Source organism: Mycolicibacterium aichiense (assembly GCF_010726245.1).
GTDB classification, from domain to species: domain Bacteria; phylum Actinomycetota; class Actinomycetes; order Mycobacteriales; family Mycobacteriaceae; genus Mycobacterium; species Mycobacterium aichiense.
Genome location: NZ_AP022561.1, coordinates 195,942 through 217,742 on the forward strand (window position 1 = coordinate 195,942; position 21,801 = coordinate 217,742).

The following is a 21,801-nucleotide window of genomic DNA, read 5'->3' on the forward strand; positions in this document are numbered from 1 at the left end:
CCTACATGCGCCGGGCGCGCAGCCCGTTGACGAACGGGCAGCCCATCAGCAGCCGGATCGCGCGACCCAGCGCGGGGACGTCGTGCACCGGGGCGCCGAACGGCAGGCGGACGTCATGATCACCGTCGGTGCTCTCCACGCGCAGCCGCACGCCGTAGCGGTCCAGGCCGAGCGGGCGCACCCGCCCGCGGCGTAGTTGGGCGGGCAGCTTGCCGGCCAGCCTTGCGAGGACCTCAGGGTGGTCGTTGTCCAGATGCTGCAACCAGGCCGATTCGAACTCGCAGAACGGATCCGGCTGTGCCGTCAGCAGCTCGTGCAGACCGACGGTTTCGGCGCCCGCGGCATCGGCAACGACGACGGACTCCACTTCGAGCAGGAACAGCGCCTGGCCGGACCCGATGTCCAGCAGTGCCGGGTTGGGGTGGTCGGTCGCGATCATGTCGACCATCGTGCGCACGGCGTGACAAGGCACGCTCTGGACCCGGCCGCGGATCCACACCAGCGAACGCACCGGCTCCCGCAATGGCAGCGGGGCGTAATCGGTGAGCTCGAGTACCGCGGCGATGCCGTCGGCACCAGCGCAGCGGGCACGGGTGGCCAGCGCTGAGTCGGCGTCCAGGCTGACTGCGAAGGAACCGCCGGGCAGGAGGTGGTGCAGGGGGGTGGTTGCGGGGGCGACGTCGTCGGCGACCAGCATCGCGCCGGCCGCCCGCGCACAAGCACTGCGGACGCGTTCGGCGGTGGTTGGTGTTGTGAGCGTCGCTGAGGTCATCGCGCACCTTCCGGTTAGTGAGGTAAGCCTAAGTTAACTATCGGATGGGGGTCGCGCAAGGCTTTCCCGCAAGACAGAACCGATAGGGTTGATCCGTGGCCCGCATCGCCTACCTCGGTCCCGAGGGCACGTTCACCGAAGCGGCGCTGCTCAAAATGTGCGCGGCCGGAGTAGTTCCGGGTGACGGTGCCGCGCAGCCCGAGCCGACAGACAGCACCCCCGCTGCATTGGCCGCCGTCCGCGCCGGCACGGCGGATTTCGCCTGTGTGCCGATCGAGAATTCGATCGAGGGAAGTGTGCTGCCAACCCTGGACAGCCTGGCGACCGGTCTTCCGCTGCAGATCTACGCCGAGCTCACCCTCGATGTCGCATTCAGCATCGTGGTGCGTGACGGCCAGGACCGTGCCGCCGTGCGGACCGTTGCGGCGTTTCCGATCGCCGCCGCGCAGGTACGCCGCTGGCTGAGTGAACATCTACCGGATGCGGAGCTGGTTCCGGCCCACTCCAACGCCGCCGCCGCTCAGGAGGTGGCCGCAGGCCGCGCCGACGCCGGTGTCAGCACCGCGCTGGCTGCGCAGCGCTACGGGTTGGACACGCTGGCTGACGGGGTGGTCGATGAGCCCAACGCCCGGACGCGGTTCGTCTTGGTCGGCAGGCCCGGCCCGCCGCCCCCGCGCACCGGCGCCGACCGCACGTCGGTGGTGTTGCGGATCGACAACACCCCCGGGGCGCTGGTATCGGCGATGACCGAGTTCGGCATCCGGGACATCGATCTGACCCGGATCGAATCCCGGCCCACCCGAGTCGAATTGGGCACCTACGTGTTTTTCCTGGATTGCGTTGGCCACATCGACGACTCTGCGGTGGCCGAGGCGCTCAAAGCGCTGCATCGCCGCTGCGCCGACGTGCGCTTCCTGGGGTCGTGGCCGACGGAATCGGCGACCGGTGCGACACCGCCCCAACCGGATGAAGCGGATCGTTGGCTGATCCGGCTGCGGGAAGGTGACCCGGCATGAGTGGGCGTCTGATTCTGCTGCGGCACGGGCAATCGCACGGCAACGTCGAACGCCGCCTCGACACCCGGCCACCCGGTGCGGACCTGACCGACCTCGGCCGGGACCAGGCGCGCGAATTCGCCCTGTCCCGCGCTCGGCGTCCCGGGCTGCTGGTGCACTCGGTCGCCCGGCGCGCCGCCCAGACCGCCGAGGAGATCGGTGCGCAGTTCCGGCTGTCCGCGGAGGAATTCGAGGGCATCCACGAAGTGCAGGCGGGCGAGCTGGAGAACCGCAACGACGACGATGCGATCGCCGAGTTCAATGCCATTTACCAGCGCTGGCATCAGGGGGAACTGGCAGTGCCCATGCCCGGCGGTGAGAGTGCCAACGATGTGCTGGAGCGCTACCTTCCGTCGATCACGGATCTGCGGCTGCGCTACCTGGACGACCACGCCTGGACCGACGACATCGTCGTGGTCAGTCATGGGGCGGCGATCCGGCTGATCGCGGCGACGTTGGCGGGGGTGGAGAGCAGCTTCGTTCTCGACCACCATCTGGCCAACGCCGAGTCGGTGGTCTTGGCGCCGATCACCGACGGCCGGTGGAGCTGCGTGCAGTGGGGATCGCTCAGCCCGCCGTTCTACCCGGAGCCGGACGCACATCCGATCGAAGATGCCCTCGAATCGATCGACCCGATGGGCTGAGAAGACCTCACACAGCCAACGAGTGACTCGTTTGCTGGGAGCACGCACACCCGACCGCGTCGCAATCGATCACCAACAGGTGGAGTACCAGTTCGGGGCCGTCGCAATCCGGCTCTGTGCACTCGCCGCGATGCAGGTCGTGGACGATCAAGGTACCGTGGCAATGTGCCAGGCCAGCAGCGCATTCTCGGCAACTCGAATCCATGGTTCGTTCATAGCATTGCGGTCCGACACGGAGTGGTTGCCACGCTGGTGCCAGCAAGCTAATTTTCGCCCGTCGCGAAATTAGCTATGCAATAGCTGGTGTGGTGAGATATCTTGAGTGTCCTCGGCCCTTCGGGGGTGGGCTGGTTAACTGCCGGGCCAGCCAGCAATTCGATGATCAACCCCGGCAACACGAAGTAAGGACTGAACATGATGTCAGGTCGTTTGACTCGGCAGATTGCGCTTTTTGCTGGCGGCCTCGCGATTGTCGGGATGGGCACGCTGACCGCTTGCGGTAAGGACAAGGAAAAGGCGCCGGAAAGCACCACGCCGACCACCACCAGCGCTCCTGCGCCGTCGCCCACCGAGAAGGCTGTATCGCCTGGTGGGGCCAACTCCTTCACGCCGACGGTCAAGGCGCCGCCGGCTCCGACCGCGCTGCCCGGCAACGTCATCACCGGCGGTAACTAAGCCGTTCGGTCGGTATCCGTCCGCAGCCACCCGCCGCCGACAATGATCGGGGTCAACCGCCTCCGGGCGCTGTCCGCGGTGGGGCTGCTCGGAGTGCTGACCGCTGCCGTAGTACTGGTCGCTGATCTGCACCGTCCACCGGCACCCGCCGACATCGGTGCGATCAGCGGCCCGTACGCGTCTCTGCTCGCCAGTTCGGTCGACCTCGGCCCGGCGCGCACCGATCACGTTCAGCTGACTGCTGCGCTGCGTGACGATTCTCGGCCCGACCTCTTGATGGGATGGGCTGTCCAACAGAACCTTTCAGTGCGCTGGCGCCCCGGCGACAGCTGGGCGATCCTCGAAGGCGCGCCCGACGCGGTATCCGGCGCATTCGATGTCGACGTGCACGACTACCGGGGCAAGCGGGGCCAGGTGTTCTACGCCTCACCCCAGCAGCCGTCGGTACCTCAGTCGCTCAGCGTGGAGGTCGCCGGCCTGGGCCGCATCCTCGGCTACACGCCGCACCGCGAGTCCAAGGTCTGGATGCTGCCGCTGGAGGTCCCCGACCAAGGCCTGAGCCCCAGCGCACTGCTGCGCACCTACAACGCAATGCCGTTGCACGACAAGGGCTACACCGGCAAGGGCACCACGGTCGTGGTGTTCGCGTTCGACGGCTTCGACCAAGCCGACCTCGACACCTTCGCGACGATGTTCAACCTGCCGAAGTTCACCCCGGACGTGGTGGGTGGCATGCCGTCGGCGCGGCGCGGCGAGGCGACCATGGACCTCGAGGCCATCCACGCGATCGCCCCGGACGCCAAGAAGGTGCTGGTCAATGCGCGGCCGACCGTCGAGGGTGACGGCTCATACGAAAAGATCGCCAAACTCATGGAGGACACCGAACGCACCTACCCGGGCGCAGTGTGGAGCTTCTCCATCGGCTGGGGCTGCGACAAGCTCATCACCGCCGCCGACCTGGTGCCGGTGCGCGCAGCATTGACGTCCGCGCATCGTTCGGGCACAACAGCTTTCGATGCCAGCGGCGACCTGGCCGGGCTTGATTGCAAGGGTGGTGACGAATGGTCGTCACCGCCGAGTGACAACGACGTCGGACTGGACGCCGTCGCCTCGATGCCGGAGATGACCGACGTCGGCGGCACGACGGTGTCCACCGACGACAAGGGCGACTGGCTGGCCGAGCAGTCCTGGTTCGACGCGCCGCTCTCACAGGGCACCGGCGGCGGTGTGTCGGCGCTCTTCGAGCGCCCCGAGTGGCAGCAGCACCTCAGCGCCCCCAAGGGCGACGGCAAGCGGCTGACCCCCGACATCGCCGCCGTCGCCGACCCTTTCACCGGCGTGCAGATCGTGTTCAACCAGCAGGTGATAGTGGGCGGCGGCACCTCGTTGGCGGCGCCCATCTGGGCCGGGTTGACCGCCGTGATGAACGAGTTCGTGGTCGACAAGGGCGGCTCATTGATCGGCAACATCAACCCGGTGCTCTACGCGATCGCCCAGGGCACACCACTGCCCGCCTTTCGTGATGTGGTGCTCGGCGGTAACGCGGTGGCCAACGCCGGACCGGGCTACGACCTGGTGACCGGGCTGGGCACACCCAATGTCGAGAACCTGGCGCAGAATATTCTTGTGACCCAGAAGGTGGTCGGATGAGTTCGCCGGAAAGCGGCATCGACGACGTTCCGACGATGGAATGTTCGGTCTGTCAGATCGACGTCCCCGCCGGGGCGTTCTGCGGCTACTGCGGCGCGCACGCGTCCGACGAACCCCACCGCGGACCGCGTTGGCTGGGCAGGCTGCGCGGCGACACGTTCGGTGCATCGCCGGGGGAGAGCGTATTGCTGCCGGCGATCGCCAGCTCACTGTTTCCGCACCTGCCGCAGCGATCCCGGACGCCGTTCCGGGTGGGGCTGGCACTGGTGCTCGTCGGCCTCGTTTTGTTCGCCGTCGTGAAGATGCCCGCCGCGCTGATCACCGTTGCCGCGCTCGGGTTGCCGCTGTTGTTCGTGCTGTACCTCGCCGAATCAGCGGTGTACCGCGACATGTCCACCTGGGCAATGCTGCTGGCCGGCACGCTGGGCGCAGCGCTCGGCGTGGGCTGGACACTGTTGACCGGGCAGATGGTGGCCCGAGCCTACGGCGTGCCGATGGCCGCCGGCATGGCGATTCACCACCTCGTGCGCGAAGGCATGATGATCCCCGTCGGCGGGATGATCCTGATGCTGGTGCCGACGGTCCTGGTGCGGCTGCTGCGGCCGAACTCCCGAGAGTCGTTGGACGGGTTCGTCGTCGGTGCGCTGTCCGCGTTGATGTTCGCCGCGGGTGCGACCCTGACCCGGCTGGCACCGCAGTTCGCCACCGGGCTGTTGGCGCGCGATCGTCCGCTGAAGGGGCTGCTCGTCGAGGCGCTGCTGTGCGGGGTGACGATTCCGCTCACCGCTGCGGTCGCGGGCGGGATGATCGGTATCGCGTTGTGGTTCAAGGGCCAGAACTCGAACCCGCACGAGCACCCCGGCCGGACCCGTGTGGTGCTGTTCGCGCTGGCGATCGTGGTCGTGGTGATTCACACCGGGGTCGCGGTCACCGACATCTTGGGGATGGAGCAGCTCCGGATGCTGGCTGTCCACGTCGTGATGACATTGGTGGCTCTGGTTCTGCTGCGAATCGCGTTGCAGCTGGCACTTCTTCACGAAGCGCACGATCCGATCGAGCTGGACGAGCCGCTGTTGTGTATCCATTGTCAGCACGTGGTTCCCGACATGGCGTTCTGTCCGGCGTGCGGCGCGGCCACGCGAGCGTCGTCGCGCGCTTCGCGCCATGAGCGGCGTGAGGTGCGCCCGGTCCGGCAGGTTGCCGCGGAGGGGTCGTGACCGCACCCTCGGCGACTTCCGGCGAGGAGAAGTTCGTCGGATATGCGCTGCCGGCCGGCCTCTATGTCGCCCCGGAGGTGCGCCGCCCCAAATTCAGTCGCACGGTCGGGATTTGGATGACGGGGATTGTCGTCGTCGCTCTGATTCTGGTAGGGGTGTCGCTGTCGGTCACCAAGAAGGTCCCCCGCTACATGTGCCCGCCGGAATGCGGTGCCCCGCCGATGGGCACACCCGTGACGGGGCTTCCCCGCTTCACCGCCGCGGACGGCTCATTCTCGGTGTCGTATCCGACGACGAATTCGGCCTACGAGATCTCCACCGCAGGCAACGGTGTGACCGCAAAGTTCACCGGTGGCGATACTGGTGTGCTGCAACTCTTTTCCGAACCCGCAAGAGGTCGCGACCCACAGACCATCGCCCGTGATCTGCTCAAGCAGAAGTTCCCCGACGCCAAGATCGCCTATGAAATACCCAACGCGATGGTCGGCTATCAACCGGGTTACGGCGAGGTCGCCGATACCTGGCCGCAGGGGACGTCCAACAGCTACATCCGGATCCGGACCGTTCTGCTGGTGGCGGTCAAGAACGATCTGGCGCTGGTGGCCGGCGCTGTCGGGCCGTACCACGCGTTCGGTCCAGATTTCGGCCCCGGCCTGCCGTCAGGGGCCAACCTGCAGATTGCCCAGGACATGGGCAAGTACGTCAACAGCTTCGCCTGGCAGGGTGACCCGCCCCGCTGAAATCGGTCAGCCCCAACCTAATTCGTGAAGCCGATCGTCATCGATGCCGAAATGGTGTGCGATCTCGTGGATTACCGTGATCGCCACCTCCTCGACCACGTCGGCCTCGGTGTCGCACATGTCCAGCAGCGGTTCGCGATAGATCGTGACGGTGTCGGGAAGTGAGCCGGCGTAACTGGAATCGCGTTCGGTCAGCGCGATGCCTTCGTAGAGCCCCAGCAGGTCAGGGTCGTCGGGGTGCTGGTCCTCGACCATGATGACGACGTTGTCGATCGCTTTGGCCAGCCCGGGCGGAATCAGATCCAGTGCGTCGCCGACCAATTCCTCGAACCGTGCCGGATCCATCCGGACGGGCACTAGGCCGGCGGTGGGACAGGGACGTCGGCGGGTCCGGGTGGCGGCCCCGCGGGTGCCGGGGGGCCATCCATGGGCGGTGCGTCGGCGGGGGGCGGCGGCGGGGCTTGCGCGGGCACGGGCTCACCGTTGACCACGTTGCCGTCGGCCGGGGGAGGCACCGCTGCCGGGGTGGTGGGTGCGGCGGTCGAACTCGGCGTCTGGGTCTGAGTCGCGGTCGCGGTCGACTGCTGCGGGAGGTGCTGGGTTTGGGTGGACTGGCTGGACTGGCTACTGCTGTCGGTGGCCGACGGCGAATACGTTGTCGTCGGGACGTCGGGCAACAGCGGAATCGACGGGAGATTCAGGCGTTCGGACGGAATGTCCGGCGGCGGGATCGGCGGCATGCCGTTGATCAGCAGCGCGCCCTTGGCCGGGTTGATCAGCGTGGCCCAGCCGCCGTTGCCCAGGGTCGCGCCGATGCTGCACGCCACCTGGTGGCTGCCGGCGGTCCAGCTGGGCAGTGAGATCGTGCTGTAGATCAGTGTCAGAGTGGTCGAGCGCAGCTGCACCGGGGCCAGGTAGGCGTCGGTCATCCGGGTGCATGCGTCCTTGATGAAGGCGTCCTGGTCGGCGTCCGACGGCAGGCCGGCGGAGAACTTCTCCGCGAGGTTCACCGCACCGGTGACCTCCATGGCGTGCGGCGCGCCACAGTCGACGGGGATGTCGGTGGGCTGGTTGGTGGGCGGATCGATGCCGAGGCAGGTACCGGCGGGCCAGACCTTCGACTGGTCGACCTCGGCCACCCGTCCTTTGAAGGCGATCTGCTGGTTGTCGGTTCCCGGCAGTTGCAGGCCGCACAGCATGCGTCGCTCGCCGTCCTGCTTCCAGGCTTTGTCACCCGACCACAGCATGCTGATCGTGAACTTGCTGTTCGGGTCGAACTTGTCGCCCAGGTAGCGCTCAACGGCCGGCTGGCACTGCTCCAGGCTGATCTGCTGGATGCGGGCGGCGCTCGGCGGCGCGGCGTTGGGGCCGTATTCGGTACCCGGATAGGTGCGCATGTCGACGGATTCGGCAACCTCGAACTTGTGGTCGCCAGCGCAGTCGACGATGGTGGCCGCGTCGGGATTCTTGTCCCAGGTCAAGCAGCTGCCGGATTTGGCGTTGGCGAAGGCCGCCGTGCCCTTGGCACCTGAGAGGGGGTTGGACCCGGCATAGCCGGCCAGCCGGTTGTTGTAGCCGATCGGCAGCGCGGTGACGACGCCCGCGATCAGCAGGCCGCCGAGCGCGGTCAGTAGCAGGGCCCGTCGGGTGGACGTGGCCTGGAAGGTGCCGAGGAACGTTCGCCTTGATGTGCCCGGTTCGGGCTGGTCAGGCGTCACGTCGTCGCGCTCGGATAGCTGCAGCATCGCCCTCCATTGTGGCAGGCGCGGCGCGGCGTGTGACAAGTGATGCAGTTGTAATGTTATGTGGTTGTGCTGTGTCGTGAGCCGGAGGGGCCGGCGCATGGCTGAGGCCGACTAGCTAGGGTTCAGGGCGTGATCGACCTGAAACTGCTGCGCGACGACCCCGATGCGGTACGGCGGTCTCAGCTCAGCCGTGGTGAGGATCCGGGCCTCGTTGATGCCCTGCTGGACGCCGACACGGCGCGCCGGGCGGCGATATCAAGGGCCGATTCACTGCGCGCCGAGCAGAAGGCCGCCAGCAAGAAGGTCGGTTCGGCGTCCCCCGACGATCGTCCGGCTCTGCTCGAGAACGCCAAAGAACTTGCTGCGCAGGTGAAATCGGCTGAAGCCGAGCAGGCTCAAGCCGAAGCTGCGATGACGGCTGCGCACATGGGCATTCAGAACGTCATCATCCCCGGCGTCCCGTCTGGTGGTGAGGACGATTTCGTCGTGCTCGACGTGGTGGGCCGGCCTCGTGAGATCGAGAACCCGAAGGACCACCTCGAGCTCGGTGAGTCGCTGGGGCTCATCGACATGGAGCGCGGCGCCAAGGTCTCGGGATCGCGGTTCTACTTCTTGACCGGCCGCGGCGCGCTGCTCCAACTCGGGCTGCTCCAGCTGGCGGTGCGGGTGGCAACCGAGAACGGCTTCACGCTGATGATCCCGCCGGTGCTGGTGCGCCCCGAGGTGATGGCCGGGACCGGATTCCTCGGCGCCCACGCCGACGAGATCTACCACCTCGCCGACGACGACCTCTATCTCGTCGGTACCTCGGAGGTGCCGTTGGCGGGCTATCACTCCGACGAGATCCTCGACCTCTCGGGCGGTCCGCTGCGCTACGCCGGATGGTCGTCGTGTTTCCGGCGTGAGGCCGGCAGCTACGGCAAAGACACCCGCGGCATCATCCGGGTGCACCAGTTCGACAAGGTGGAGGGCTTCGTCTACTGCCGCCCCGAGGAGGCGGAGGCCGAACACCAGCGGCTGCTCGGCTGGCAGCGCCAAATGCTCGAGCTCATCGACGTGCCCTACCGGGTGATCGACGTGGCCGCCGGTGACCTCGGCTCGTCGGCAGCACGCAAATTCGACTGCGAGGCTTGGGTTCCCACCCAGCAGGCCTACCGCGAGCTGACCTCGACGTCGAACTGCACGACGTTCCAGGCCCGCCGGCTGGCCACCCGATACCGCGACGAGAACGGCAAGCCGCAGACCGCGGCGACGCTCAACGGGACGCTGGCCACAACGCGGTGGCTGGTCGCGATCCTGGAGAACCATCAGCAGCCTGACGGCAGCGTGCGTGTACCCGCGGCCCTGGTGCCTTACGTTGGGACGGAGGTCCTGCAACCGTGATCGAACTCGACCTCGATGAGGTGCGTGGGTGGTTCGGCTTCGGTGTGGCCGGTAACTTCGCCGGACACCTCGAACAGGCCGGTGAGGCAGTCGATTTCGTAAACGTAGCCAGCGAAGGTGCCGCCCCGAAGGGAATCTTCCCGTGGTACGCGCCCGGGCACGACAGTTTCCTGGGCGAGTTTCCGCTGTCCCACGACGCCTTGATGGTGCCCAAGACGACGGAGGCCGACGGCCCGCTGAACCTGCAGATCGAGCCCGAGGTGGGGTTGGCCTGTGACGTGGTGTGGGAGGGCGACACAGTCGTCACACTGCGGCCGTTCGCGCTCGGCGCGTTCAACGACTGCTCGATCCGCCGGCCCAACGCAGCCAAGATCAGCCACAAGAAGAACTGGGGGCCGGCGTCCAAAGGCGTTGCGCACCAGTTCTTCGACATCAGCGACCTCACCCCGGACGGCCCGACCGCGACGCTGCGGCTGCTGTGCCATCTACGGACTGCCGACGGTGTGCATCACGAGTACGGAGTGGACAGCCCACTGCTGGGCTACTCGTACTACGGCGAGGTGTTGCTGGACTGGATCGTCGAACGACTGGCGAACCAAAAAGGCTCTCCCGATACACCTTTGGAGGATGTCGGCGCGCTGATGGTCGCATCCGGGCACCCGAAGCGAGTTCTCATCGGCATCGGTGCGACGCGGTACACCAAGCTGGGCGAGTCGACCTACCTGCAGCCCGGCGATGAGGCCATCGTGCGGGTGTACGACACCGACAGCGACGCGGCATCCGAACTGCGCCAGCTGGTCTGGCAGCCCTAGTTCGGTCTTTCGTCGCCATTGCGCCGAAACCGACCTTTGGACGCAGACGGGCGAGTAGATCGCTGCATTTCGTCGATGTCGGCTCGGGATGAGCGCTTAATCCAACAACTCGTCGAGCACCGTCAAGAACTCACGCGGCTTCACCGGAGTGAACGCCGGACTCGGATGGGTGCCGGGAACGTCGAGTGTCACCAGCGTCGATTTCACCGGCCGGTAGATGTCCAGCGGCAGCCAGCGACGCAGATCCGAGCTGCCCCACAGCCGGAAGCGCTGCATCCAGAAGCCCAGCGGCTCGGCTTTGTATCCCCGAATAGACTGCAGGGGAATCACTTTCGCAGTTCCCGACGGGAAGTGATAGCGCCGCAACGTCAGCGCGTAACGGTCCAGTTGAACCAGGCCGTCATCGTAATGCTGCTGCGGCGGGGCGCTCATTGTCGAGAACACCGCAGCTCGTGCCCTTTGGTGGTCAGGCATCGTCCGGTCTCCAGATTCCACTGCCAGCCATGCAGGTTGCAGGTCAGCGTCGTGCCCTCCACCACACCGAATTTGGACAGGTCGGCCTTCAGGTGCGGGCAGCGGCGCTGCATGGTGTACCCACCGATCTCCACGTCGCTGCTGTCGTCGTGGGTCTCGGCGAACCAGCCGTCGGCATACGCGATCCGCTCATCGGTCAGGCACTTGAAGAAGGTGTACAGGTACTCGTTGTAACCGCCCACCCGCCACGCGCGGAACCGGGTGGACAGGAAGATCGTGTTCACCCAGTCCGGTTCGTCGTCACGCAGCACCGTTCGCACCAGTTCCGGGGCGATCTCGAATCCGTACCGGAACTTCTCGTCGGCAATCGGCTCCCGCACAACGCGTTTCGGGAAGTCCACCACGATGATCTCGGGTCCTACCCGCAGCTCCACCGCGTATCCGATGCCGTCGCAGATCTGGTCGCTCTGCAACATGATCGGTTCGAACTTCGCGCGCAGCGGCTCCAGCAGCGATTCACCCGTCGCCGGCGCCCACCGCGCCTTCTCGGCGGCCAGCACCGGCGCCATCCGTTCGGCGTAGTCGGCGATGTAGTCGGCTTTGCCGGTGGTGAAGATCGCCTCCACCTCGGCGGTCGGGATCGGGTGTTCCAGCGAATTCAGTTCCGGCCCGGTGAAGTCGGCGACCGATCCAGGGATCATCAGCAGGCCGCCATCGTTGCCGTTGCGCCGCATCTGGTCCAGGAACACCATCTGGTCGGGGAAGATGTTGGCCGGGTCGCCGTGGTCGTCGTTGAGGTCGCGCAGTTCGGGATCCAGGAAGCATGGCGGACCGGCCGACGGGATCACCCAGGTGGCACCGACATCGGCGATGAACTGCCGACAGCGGTCCATACCGCGCTGGCGCTTCTGAGTGCCGAACGACTGCTTGGCACGCTCCGGCATGTCGTAGACCATCGGGTACCAGATCGCGCCCGAGTACTGCAGCATGTGCACGTCGATGTGCCCGAACGCATCGGCCAGCAGGTCGACCGCCAGCGGTCGCGAGTCGTTCATGTTGAACACCGTCGTGGTGCCGTCGGAGACGACCAGCCCGGAGTCGCCGATCGGGCCGTCGGCCGGGGCACGTAACGCCACGATCATGACGTCCAAGTCACCTTTGGGCCCGCTGACCCGATGCTTGACGGAGTCGGTGGTCTCGAAGAATCGGTGGAAGCCCAGCGCCTCGAGTTCGCGCTTGAGGTCGGGCACCGGGAAGTCCGGCAGCAGGACGACCGCGTCCTTGTTGACGTGTTCGGCGAGCAGCTTGGGGTCGAAGTGGTCTTTGTGCAGGTGCGAGACGTAGAGGTAATCGCAATCGCCCAGCGCGGCCCAGTCCAGGGCGCTGTTGTCAGGGAAAACGAACCACGAGCCGAAATAGGCAGGGTTCAGCCAGGGGTCGCACAGGATGCTTCCTGCCTGGGTATCGATCCGAAAACCGGCGTGACCGATGCTGGTGACCTGCACAAATCCCCATTTCCGTGGTAGCTGCACCAGCCACGAGCTTAGCTGCCAACGGTTCGCGAGCTAGGCTGACCGCTGTGGAACCGGTATATGGAACGGTCATTGCGCTCGCCCGCCTGACGTGGCGGGCGCAGGGCCTGAAGTTCACCGTGACCGGCGTCGAGAACCTACCTGCGACGGGTGGCGCCGTCGTGGCCATCAACCACACCAGCTATTTCGACTTCACTTTCGCCGGACTGCCCGCCTACCTGCAGGGCCGCGGACGCAAGGTGCGGTTCATGGCGAAGCAAGAGGTGTTCGACGCCAAGATCACCGGTCCGATCATGCGCAGCCTGCGCCACATCCCGGTGGATCGTGCCAATGGTGCCGCTTCCTTCGACGCGGCCTGCCTGGCGCTCAAGGCCGGTGAACTGGTCGGCGTCTACCCCGAAGCGACGATCAGCCGCAGCTTCGAACTCAAGGAGTTCAAGTCCGGCGCGGCGCGCATGGCGATCGCCGCCGACGTGCCGATCATCCCGCACATCGTGTGGGGCGCTCAGCGCATCTGGACCAAGGGCCGTCCGCGCAAGATGTGGCGGCCCAAGGTGCCGATCGCGATCGCGGTTGGGGAGCCCATTGCGCCGACGCTGCCGCCCAACGAACTGACCGCGCTGCTGCACTCGCGTATGCAGCATCTGCTCGAACAGGTGCAGGACAGCTATGGCCCGCATCCTGCCGGTGAATTCTGGGTGCCGCACCGCCTGGGTGGGGGTGCTCCGACGCTGGCTGAAGCATCTGCGATGGACGCCGCCGAGGCTGCCGAGAAGGCCGCCAAGAGAGCGCAGCGCCCAAACCCGCCCGGGTAGCCACCATGGAACCCGTTTTTCGCTCCCTGGAAATCCTCGCCTCGATGGCGGTCCGGGCAGCGGGGTCAACGATCACCTTCGAGGGCCTTGACAACATCCCCGCCCGCGGTGGCGGTGTGATCGCGATCAACCACACCGGTTACGTCGATTTCCTGCCGGCCGCGCTGGGTACCCGGCAACGCAGACGCCGCATCCGGTTCATGATCAAGGCCGAGATGCAGAACGTGCGGACGGTGAACTTTTTGATCAAGCACACGGGCACCATCCCGGTGAACCGGCAGGCCGGGGCCGACGCCTACGCCGAAGCGGTGCGCACACTCAAGGCCGGCGAACTCGTCGGCGTCTATCCCGAGGCCACGATCAGCCGGGCCTTCGTCCTGAAGGACTTCAAGAGCGGAGCCGCGCGGATGGCCCTGGAGGCGCAGGTTCCCATCATCCCCTGCATCGTCTGGGGGGCGCATCGGGTGTGGACCAAGGATCATCCGAAACGTCTGGGCCGCAACAAGATTCCCTTCACCGTGCGATACGGCCGGCCATTGCCGCCGGTTGGCACGGCCCGCGAGCTGGAAGGTGCGCTCAGAGATCAGATGAGCACGATTCTGCGTGAGGTTCAGCGGGCGTATCCGCACCCGGAAGGTGAATACTGGGTGCCGGCCGAGCTCGGGGGCGGAGCGCCGACCCTGGACGAGGCCAGGCGGCGCGACGAGGCCGAGTTGGCCGAACGTGCACGCCGCGCGGGGGAGCACCGCTGATGCTGCCCGCGATGATCGCCACCGATGTGGATGGCACCCTGCTCGACGAGGACGAGCACGTCACGGCGCGCACCCGCAGCGCGGTTCAGGCCGCGGTGGCCTCGGGTGTCCAGTTCGTGTTGGCGACCGGCCGCCCGCCACGCTGGGTGCCACCGGTCGTCGAGGAACTGGGATTTGCTCCGATGGCGGTGTGCGCCAACGGTGCCGTGATCTACGACTCCGATCAGGATCGGATCATCTCCGCGCGCACCTTGTCGGTGGAGGTGCTCGCCGAGCTCGCCGATATCGCCACCCGGGTGATCCCGGGTGTGGGCTTGGCCGTCGAACGTGTCGGTGTCAGCGCGCATGACTCGGCCACCCCGCAGTTCGTCAGCTCACCCGGTTACGAGCACGCCTGGCTCAACCCCGACAACACCGAAGTCGCGATCGAGGATCTGCTCAGTGCGCCTGCGGTGAAGCTGCTGATCCGCAAGGCCGGCGCGCTCAGCGCTGACATGGCCGTCGAGCTTGCGAAACACATTGGTCCCCAGGGTGATATCACCTACTCGACCAACAACGGCCTGATCGAGATCAACCCGATCGGGACCAGCAAGGCGACCGGCGTCGAGCACATCGCGAGGCCGCTGGGGATCGCTGCCGAGGATGTGGTCGCCTTCGGCGACATGCCCAACGATGTTCCGATGCTGCGCTGGGCCGGCCTGGGTGTCGCCATGGGCAATGCCCACCCGGAGGCGGTCGCCGCCGCCAACGAGGTGACCGCGACGAACGCCGACGACGGCTTGGCCCGGGTCCTCGAACGCTGGTGGCTGTAGAGCTAGGCGATCGGGTTGGTGATGCGGCTGAACCGCTCCAGCTGCACCGGCGGCCCGTCGGCAGGGGGCGGCGGCATCACCAAGGTCAGTCCGTCGACCACCCGCAGCACGTTGTGCGTCTGGCGGTCGAAGTTGAGGGTGCCGTGCTGGAAGTTCTGCACGATCCATTCGGGTTCCTGGATCTCGCCGCTGGTCGGCAGGCCCAGTGCACCTCGTTCGTAGCCCAGCGACGCCCAGGCCTCGTAGATCGCACCGGTCAGCGGCTGTGCATCGGTGGTAGGCGACCAGTACACGGCGCCGTGTTCGAAGGTGACGTACCGCGCGTTGCCGTCGGCCGCGGCCTCCGGCGTCGTCGGCATCCCGAGGGGTGAGTCCTTGCCGCCCATGGCCTCCCACTTGGCCAGGATCGCGCCACCGCGCAGCGAATCCATCAGGTCCGGCGGCCTGTTGAACCTCGAGGCGATGTCCCGGATCTGGTTCAGCGCCGCATAGCCGGCGTTGCCGGGGCATGCGGTGTTGCCGACGTCGCGGTGCGCGAAGATGGTCGGCAGCGTGGGCGTGGCGCCGGCAGGGAAGAACGTGTAGTCGCCGCCGGCCGAACGCAGCATCGCGGTTCCCAGCGGATTGACGTGGTCCAACCCCAGCCGCCAGCCGAGCAGCCTGCCGACCGTTCGGACCAGGATGTCGGTGGGCGGCACGTCCTCGAAGTCGCCGATCATCGACACACCCCAGACGTCGGTGTTGAAACCGCCTGTGTGAGAACCGAGTACGTCTTTGGTGATTCCGCCGGCGCGGCCCTCGAAGACCTGGCCGTACTTGTCGACCAACGCGTTGTAGGCGATGTCGCACCAGCCCAGGGTGCGGGTGTGATAGGCGTAGATCGAGCGGACGATCTCGGCCGAGTCTTCGGGCGCGTAGTCATTGCTGCCCGCGGTGTGGTGGACCACTGCCGCGCGAATCCCGTTGCCGTACGCGGCGTTACCGCAGCGGATGTGTTCGTCGGCACCCCATTGGGCGCGGCTGATGATGTTCGGCGGTTGGCCGGGGCCCAGTGCGGCCGTCGGCAGCTGCCACTGCGAGTCGACCGGCGCCTTGGGCGGCGGGGTGATCAACACCGCCGAGATGTTCTGCGCGAAAGGTTGTTCGGAGGTGGCGGGCACGTAGCCGAGTTCCTTGCCGGTCTCGGGTGGCGCGGTGGTGACCGGTGCGTTCGGCGGCCGGGTGACCGCGATCTGCACGGATGTGGTGGACCCGACGAACACCGGGTCGGTGCCGCGCGGGCCGCCGTGCTGGCTGTCGTCGGCGTTCGATTCCAGAGTCTCCGCGGTGTACCACGGGCCCCAGGTTCCGTCCGGGCGCTTGGCGCGCACCCGGGCCGACGTTCCGGTCAGGTCGGTCCCCGTGAGGGCCACCATCGAGAACGGCGTCGGCTGACTGATCTCGCGCACGGTCACGCCGCCGCCGACACCGGTCAGCGGTTGCTGGGAGAGCACGGTGTCCGAGGCCTTCGGTGAGTCCGGGTGCTCGGAGCCGGGTACGCCGGTGATCGCCCACGGCAAGATGACGACGGTCGCCGCGATCGCGGTGAACACGAGCGTCGGCGCAGGTCGGCGGGGCAGCACAAGGCGATGTTACGTATGTGCCCTCTGATACCACTGTTTCGACACGGGCCAGTGTGAAGAAAGTGATACTTGATGCCTGCAACGGCACCGCAGGGGCCTCTCCGGGTTCACTGCCCTAGCGGCCTGACCCACCCTGCGGTGCCGTTCCGACGCAGGTCTTTTCTTAACCGGCGGGGGCTGGGGCTGCCGCGGGGGCGGCAGCGGCGGCCGATGCGCCTTGCATGGCCTGGGTGATCGACGGCATCACCACACCCTTGAGCAGGTCGATCGCCTGGCCGACGCCGAGTTGGTTGGCGGCGCTGCTGAGATCGCTGATGATCCCGCCGGAGGCGGCCGGTGCGCTGGGCATCGCCAGCGAGGGATCACCGAGGATCGGATAGGTCCCGTTCACCGGACCCAGCGGAGCACTGATCGGCTGCTCACTGGGCAACCCGAGGCCTGTCGCCGAGGGGCTGGTCAAGCCCGGTGTCGCCAGCGACGGAGTGGTGCCGAGCTGCGGAGTCGTCAGTGCCGGGTTGGTCAACCCGGGATCGGTCAGCGACGCCGACGGCACGGCGGCCCCGGGCGTGGTGAGGCCGGGCGTGGTGAGGCCGGGTGTCGTGAGACCCGGGGTGGTGACGCTCGGCGTGGTGAGGCCGGGCGTGGTCAATCCGGGAGTCGTCAACCCTGGAGTTGTCAGCCCGGGAGTGGTCAGACCCGGGGTCGTCAGACCCGGTGTGGTCAGACCAGGGGTCGTCAGGCTCGGGGTGGTCAGACCGGGAGTCGTCAGGCTCGGGGTGGTCAGACCGGGAGTCGTCAGGCTCGGGGTGGTCAGCCCCGGCGCGGTCAGGCCCGGGGTGGTCAGCGTCGGGCCGGCCTGCGCGGGCTGGGCGCCGGCGGGGCTCAAGCCCGTCGGTAGTGGCGGCAGGTTGATCCCGAACTGCGACAGGCCCTGCTGTAGCGCGGACATCAGCTCGTTGGGCAGGTCGGTCACCACGGCGGCGCGAACGAACTCGCGATGCTCGGGCGCCTTCTGCGGGGCGGCGGTCAGTTCGATCACACCAATAGCGGCAATTGGACTTGCGACGGCCAATGCGGCGACTGCGCTCATGGCTGTCGAGAGCTTGCGTCGACGGCTGTTAGGCACGGAAGTCTCCTCAATATCTAGACAACGTTCGTGTCTGATCACTTCGTGGGGACTCGGAACCGGCCGTGCGCCGGATCCGAAGCCAACGTGATTGATGTTAAGGGTGTGACTGCTGTGTCTAGAGTGACGATGCTGAATCGTGAGCCAATTGCGACCTTGGATCGGTACCGACGCATGTGATTTCCCGCCGGCGTCCGGGCTTGCGATGCGGGTCCCGCCGCGCCGGTCCGATAACCTAGGCGCCGATGACCGATTCAGAATCCCGGGTCGCTCCGCTCCTACCCGCCGAGTCGAATTCCGGGAAAGCCCCAGGCCCCTTCGACCTCTTCGTCGTCGGCTCCGGCTTCTTCGGCCTGACCATCGCCGAGCGCGTGGCCACCCAGCTGGGCAAGCGGGTCCTGGTCGTCGAACGCCGGTCGCACATCGGGGGCAACGCGTACTCCGAGCCGGAGCCCCAGACCGGCATCGAGATCCACCGCTACGGCGCCCACCTGTTCCACACCTCCAATCAGAGGGTGTGGGACTACGTGCGGCAGTTCACCGACTTCACCGGATACCAGCACAGAGTGTTCGCCATGCACGGCGGGCAGGCGTACCAGTTCCCGATGGGGCTGGGATTGGTGGCGCAGTTCTTCGGCAAGTACTTCACCCCGGACGAAGCGCGTCAACTCATCCAGGAGCAGGCCGCCGAGTTCAAGACCGAGGAGGCCACCAATCTCGAGGAGAAGGCGATCTCGCTGATCGGCCGTCCCCTTTATGAGGCCTTCGTCAAGGGCTACACCGCCAAGCAGTGGCAGACCGACCCGGCCGAACTCCCGGCAGCGGTCATCAGCCGCCTGCCGGTGCGCTACACGTTCGACAACCGATACTTCAACGACACCTACGAGGGCCTGCCGGTCGAGGGCTATACGAAGTGGCTGCAGAACATGGCGGCCGACGACCGCATCGAAGTCCGGCTGGACACCGACTGGTTCGACGTCCGCGACGAACTGCGTGCCGCCAGCCCCGATGCCCCGGTGATCTACACCGGGCCGCTCGACCGCTACTTCGACTACGCCGAGGGCCGGCTGGGCTGGCGCACGCTGGACTTCGAGCTTGACGTGCTTGCCACCGGTGATTTTCAAGGCACCCCGGTGATGAACTACAACGACCTCGACGTGCCCTACACCCGCATTCACGAGTTCCGGCACTTCCATCCGGAGCGCGACTACCCGACCGACAAGACGGTCATCATGCGCGAGTACTCCCGGTTCGCCGACGACGACGATGAGCCGTACTACCCGATCAACACCGAGTCCGACCGCGCGCTGCTGGCCGCCTACCGCACCAGGGCGCGGGAGGAGACGTCCGCGAACAAGGTGCTCTTCGGTGGCAGGCTGGGCACGTACCAATACCTGGACATGCACATGGCGATCGCCAGCGCGCTGAACATGTACGACAACACCCTGGCGCCGCATTTGCGCGACGGGACTCCGCTGACCGAAAGCAGCACAGAATGAGCGAGATTCCGTCCGGCCCGATCGCGGCCGGAGAAACCAAGGCCGTCAGCCTGTTGGCGCGGGTGATCCTCCCGCGTCCCGGCGAACCGCTCGACGTTCGCAAGCTGTACATCGAAGAGTCCGACACCAACGCCCGCCGTGCGCATGCGCCGACTCGCACCACCCTGGAGATCGGCGCGGAGTCCGAGGTCTCGTTCGCGACCTACTTCAACGCCTTCCCGGCCAGCTACTGGCGACGCTGGTCCACGCTCGACTCGGTGGTGTTGCGCGTCGAGATCACCGGATCGGCCCGCGTCGACGTCTACCGGTCCAAGGCCACCGGCGCCCGAATCACCGTCGGCGGCACCGAGATCAGCAGCCCCGATGCGACGACGCCGACCGCCGCCGAATTCGAGATCGGCCTGGACCCCTTCGAAGACGGCGGCTGGGTCTGGTTCGACATCACCACCGACAACACGACGACGGTGCACAGCGCCGGGTGGTACGCCCCGGTTCCCGCGCCGGGCCGGGCCAGCGTCGTCGTCGGAATCCCGACCTTCAACCGGCCTGCGGACTGCGTCAACGCGCTGGCGGCCCTGACGTCGGATCCGTTGGTGGACAACGTGATCACCGGCGTGATCGTGTCGGATCAAGGAACCCGGAAAGCGAAAGACCATCCTGGGTTCGACGCCGCCGCGGCAGCTTTGGGTTCACGCCTGTCGATACACAACCAGCCCAACCTGGGCGGCTCGGGCGGTTACAGCCGGGTCATGTACGAGGCGCTGAAGAACACCGACTGCGAACAGATCCTGTTCATGGACGACGATATCCGCATCGAGCCGGACTCGATCCTTCGGGCGTTGGCGCTCAACCGATTTGCGAAGGTCCCGACCCTCGTCGGCGGCCAGATGCTCAACCTGCAGGAGCCCAGCCACCTGCACGTCATGGGCGAGATGGTCGACTCGGAGAACTTCATGTGGACCGGCGCGGTGAACACCGAGTACGACCACAACTTCGCCAAGTACCCGCTCAACGACGAAGAGGAATATCGCAGCCGGCTGCTGCACCGGCGGATCGACGTCGACTACAACGGCTGGTGGATGTGCATGATCCCGCGGCAGGTCGCCGAGGAGCTCGGCCAGCCGTTGCCGCTGTTCATCAAATGGGACGACGCGGACTACGGCCTGCGGGCCGGCGAGCACGGTTATCCCACCGTCACGCTGCCCGGCGCCGCGATCTGGCATATGGCGTGGAGCGACAAGGACGATGCCATCGACTGGCAGGCGTACTTCCACCTGCGCAACCGCTTGGTGGTGGCCGCCCTGCACTGGGACGGAAACGTCCGCGGCCTGATTGCCAGCCACATGAAGGCAACCCTCAAACACCTTTTGTGCCTTGAGTATTCGACTGTCGCCATCCAGAACAAGGCGATGGACGATTTCCTCGAGGGGCCCGAGCACATCTTCTCGATCCTCGAGTCGGCGCTGCCGGAAGTGCGCCAGATGCGGTCGCAGTACCCCGACGCCGTTGTACTGCCCAGTGCGACCGCACTGCCCACGCCCTCGGACAAGCGGTGGCGCCGCAAGGTCAGCATCCCGACCAACCCGCTGTCGATCTCGGTGCGGCTCGCCCGCGGCGTGGCCCACCAGCTGAAGCCGCACGATCCGGTGCACCACCAGCGTCCCCAGATCAACGTCGCCACCCAGGATGCCCGGTGGTTCTCGCTGTCTCGGGTCGACGGTGTCACCGTCACCACCGCCGACGGACGCGGCGTGGTCTACCGGCAGCGCGACCGCGCGAAAATGTTTGCGCTGCTGCGTGCTTCGGCGCGCCGCCAAGTCCGGCTGGCCCGCAAGTTCAATCGGATGCGCAAGGTCTACCGGGACGCTCTCCCGACGCTGTCGAGCAAGGAGAAGTGGGAAACGGTGTTGCTCGAGAGCTCCTCCAGCCATGGCTGACGTCGAGCCCGTTGCGCCACCCGCGAGCGGCGAGGTCGCCGCGCTGGTCACGATCCAATCGACCATGGGTACGCCCCGGGTCATCGAGGTGGCCCGGGCGATGTCGCATTTCGGCGAACACGCCCAGGGCTGGGTCGCGGTATCGGCGCTCGGTGCGCTGGCCATGCCGAAGCGGCGCCGGGACTGGGTGCTGGTCGGCGTCGGTGCCGTTGCCGCGCACGCGGCCGCGATTGCGATCAAGCTGGTGGTCCGCCGCGCGCGCCCCAATCATCCCGCGGTCGCGGTCAACGTCGGCACGCCCAGCGCGCTGAGCTTTCCCTCGGCGCACGCCACCTCCACGACGGCCGCGGCTATGCTGCTGAGCCGGGCCACCCGCTCACGACTGCCGCTGGTAGTGGTGCCCGCGATGGCCCTGTCGCGGCTGGTGCTCGGCGTGCATTACCCGACTGACGTGCTCGCGGGGGCGGCGGTCGGCGCCGCTGTCGCGACGACGGCCAGCCGTGTCGCCGCACCGCAGAAGGAGAAGCGGAAATGAGCGC

21 protein-coding genes are annotated in these 21,801 nt (G+C 66.8%); 14 read left to right on the forward strand and 7 right to left on the reverse strand.

What is annotated here, in order from left to right; genetic code table 11:
* Position 1 precedes the first annotated feature (1 nt).
* Positions 2-772, reverse strand: coding sequence for a DUF2470 domain-containing protein (locus G6N32_RS00895; RefSeq protein ID WP_115317769.1), 771 nt, complete (start codon positions 770-772; stop codon positions 2-4).
* A gap of 95 nt (positions 773-867) precedes the next feature.
* Between G6N32_RS00895 and pheA the strand changes: the two genes are divergently transcribed.
* The 6 genes from pheA to G6N32_RS00925 all read left to right on the forward strand — a co-directional run bounded on the left by pheA (position 868) and on the right by G6N32_RS00925 (position 6,753).
* Positions 868-1,788, forward strand: a complete 921-nt coding sequence (gene pheA / locus G6N32_RS00900; RefSeq protein ID WP_115317768.1) for a prephenate dehydratase — start codon at positions 868-870, stop codon at positions 1,786-1,788.
* Positions 1,785-2,471, forward strand: a complete 687-nt coding sequence (locus G6N32_RS00905) for a histidine phosphatase family protein (protein WP_115317767.1) — start codon at positions 1,785-1,787, stop codon at positions 2,469-2,471. The genes pheA and G6N32_RS00905 overlap by 4 nt, the downstream gene beginning before the upstream one ends.
* A 414-nt stretch (positions 2,472-2,885) precedes the next feature.
* On the forward strand, positions 2,886-3,146 hold the full coding sequence (locus G6N32_RS00910) for a hypothetical protein (protein ID WP_115317765.1): 261 nt from the start codon (positions 2,886-2,888) through the stop codon (positions 3,144-3,146).
* A gap of 42 nt (positions 3,147-3,188) precedes the next feature.
* Complete coding sequence (locus G6N32_RS00915) at positions 3,189-4,796, forward strand: S53 family peptidase (RefSeq protein WP_115317764.1); 1,608 nt, start codon at positions 3,189-3,191, stop codon at positions 4,794-4,796.
* Positions 4,793-6,013: a zinc ribbon domain-containing protein gene (locus G6N32_RS00920; protein ID WP_115317763.1), complete on the forward strand. Its 1,221-nt coding sequence runs from the start codon at positions 4,793-4,795 to the stop codon at positions 6,011-6,013. Before G6N32_RS00915 ends, G6N32_RS00920 begins: the two co-directional genes overlap by 4 nt.
* On the forward strand, positions 6,010-6,753 hold the full coding sequence (locus tag G6N32_RS00925) for a hypothetical protein (protein ID WP_115317762.1): 744 nt from the start codon (positions 6,010-6,012) through the stop codon (positions 6,751-6,753). Before G6N32_RS00920 ends, G6N32_RS00925 begins: the two co-directional genes overlap by 4 nt.
* A 6-nt stretch (positions 6,754-6,759) precedes the next feature.
* Here G6N32_RS00925 and G6N32_RS00930 read toward each other — a convergent pair whose 3' ends face one another.
* Together G6N32_RS00930 and G6N32_RS00935 are read right to left on the reverse strand one after the other, a co-directional pair.
* Entirely contained in the window at positions 6,760-7,110 is a 351-nt protein-coding gene (locus G6N32_RS00930) for a metallopeptidase family protein (protein ID WP_115317761.1), read from the reverse strand.
* Positions 7,110-8,498 (reverse strand): septum formation family protein, encoded by a 1,389-nt coding sequence (locus G6N32_RS00935; protein WP_115317760.1) that lies wholly within the window; start codon positions 8,496-8,498, stop codon positions 7,110-7,112. Before G6N32_RS00935 ends, G6N32_RS00930 begins: the two co-directional genes overlap by 1 nt.
* 129 nt (positions 8,499-8,627) lie before the next feature.
* Here G6N32_RS00935 and serS point away from each other — a divergent pair, with 129 nt between their 5' ends.
* Together serS and G6N32_RS00945 are read left to right on the forward strand one after the other, a co-directional pair.
* Positions 8,628-9,881, forward strand: a complete 1,254-nt coding sequence (gene serS / locus G6N32_RS00940) for a serine--tRNA ligase (RefSeq protein WP_115317759.1) — start codon at positions 8,628-8,630, stop codon at positions 9,879-9,881.
* Positions 9,878-10,693, forward strand: a complete 816-nt coding sequence (locus tag G6N32_RS00945; protein ID WP_115317758.1) for a DUF5718 family protein — start codon at positions 9,878-9,880, stop codon at positions 10,691-10,693. The genes serS and G6N32_RS00945 overlap by 4 nt, the downstream gene beginning before the upstream one ends.
* A 96-nt stretch (positions 10,694-10,789) precedes the next feature.
* Here the strand turns inward: G6N32_RS00945 and G6N32_RS00950 are convergent, their stop codons facing one another.
* Both G6N32_RS00950 and G6N32_RS00955 read right to left on the reverse strand, forming a co-directional pair.
* A complete protein-coding gene (locus tag G6N32_RS00950; RefSeq protein ID WP_115317757.1) occupies positions 10,790-11,125 on the reverse strand; it encodes a hypothetical protein in 336 nt (111 codons plus the stop codon).
* Complete coding sequence (locus G6N32_RS00955) at positions 11,122-12,672, reverse strand: Rieske 2Fe-2S domain-containing protein (protein ID WP_115317756.1); 1,551 nt, start codon at positions 12,670-12,672, stop codon at positions 11,122-11,124. Before G6N32_RS00955 ends, G6N32_RS00950 begins: the two co-directional genes overlap by 4 nt.
* A gap of 74 nt (positions 12,673-12,746) precedes the next feature.
* Here G6N32_RS00955 and G6N32_RS00960 point away from each other — a divergent pair, with 74 nt between their 5' ends.
* The 3 genes from G6N32_RS00960 to G6N32_RS00970 are packed head-to-tail and all read left to right on the forward strand — an operon-like array spanning position 12,747 to position 15,078.
* Entirely contained in the window at positions 12,747-13,514 is a 768-nt protein-coding gene (locus tag G6N32_RS00960; protein WP_115317755.1) for a lysophospholipid acyltransferase family protein, read from the forward strand.
* 5 nt (positions 13,515-13,519) lie between these two features.
* Positions 13,520-14,266 (forward strand): lysophospholipid acyltransferase family protein, encoded by a 747-nt coding sequence (locus tag G6N32_RS00965; protein WP_115317754.1) that lies wholly within the window; start codon positions 13,520-13,522, stop codon positions 14,264-14,266.
* Positions 14,266-15,078 (forward strand): HAD family hydrolase, encoded by an 813-nt coding sequence (locus tag G6N32_RS00970; protein ID WP_115317753.1) that lies wholly within the window; start codon positions 14,266-14,268, stop codon positions 15,076-15,078. The genes G6N32_RS00965 and G6N32_RS00970 overlap by 1 nt, the downstream gene beginning before the upstream one ends.
* Positions 15,079-15,080: 2 nt before the next feature.
* Here G6N32_RS00970 and G6N32_RS00975 read toward each other — a convergent pair whose 3' ends face one another.
* Together G6N32_RS00975 and G6N32_RS00980 are read right to left on the reverse strand one after the other, a co-directional pair.
* Positions 15,081-16,700: an N-acetylmuramoyl-L-alanine amidase gene (locus G6N32_RS00975; protein ID WP_115317752.1), complete on the reverse strand. Its 1,620-nt coding sequence runs from the start codon at positions 16,698-16,700 to the stop codon at positions 15,081-15,083.
* Between the two features lie 163 nt (positions 16,701-16,863).
* A complete protein-coding gene (locus G6N32_RS00980) occupies positions 16,864-17,826 on the reverse strand; it encodes a hypothetical protein (RefSeq protein ID WP_115317751.1) in 963 nt (320 codons plus the stop codon).
* Between the two features lie 245 nt (positions 17,827-18,071).
* Here G6N32_RS00980 and glf point away from each other — a divergent pair, with 245 nt between their 5' ends.
* Genes glf through G6N32_RS00995 form a run of 3 tightly spaced genes read left to right on the forward strand, consistent with a single transcriptional unit; the run spans position 18,072 to position 21,797 of the window.
* Positions 18,072-19,325, forward strand: coding sequence for a UDP-galactopyranose mutase (gene glf / locus G6N32_RS00985; RefSeq protein ID WP_115317750.1), 1,254 nt, complete (start codon positions 18,072-18,074; stop codon positions 19,323-19,325).
* A complete protein-coding gene (locus G6N32_RS00990; RefSeq protein ID WP_115317749.1) occupies positions 19,322-21,262 on the forward strand; it encodes a glycosyltransferase in 1,941 nt (646 codons plus the stop codon). The genes glf and G6N32_RS00990 overlap by 4 nt, the downstream gene beginning before the upstream one ends.
* Positions 21,255-21,797, forward strand: a complete 543-nt coding sequence (locus G6N32_RS00995) for a phosphatase PAP2 family protein (RefSeq protein WP_115317748.1) — start codon at positions 21,255-21,257, stop codon at positions 21,795-21,797. The genes G6N32_RS00990 and G6N32_RS00995 overlap by 8 nt, the downstream gene beginning before the upstream one ends.
* Positions 21,798-21,801: the final 4 nt, after the last annotated feature.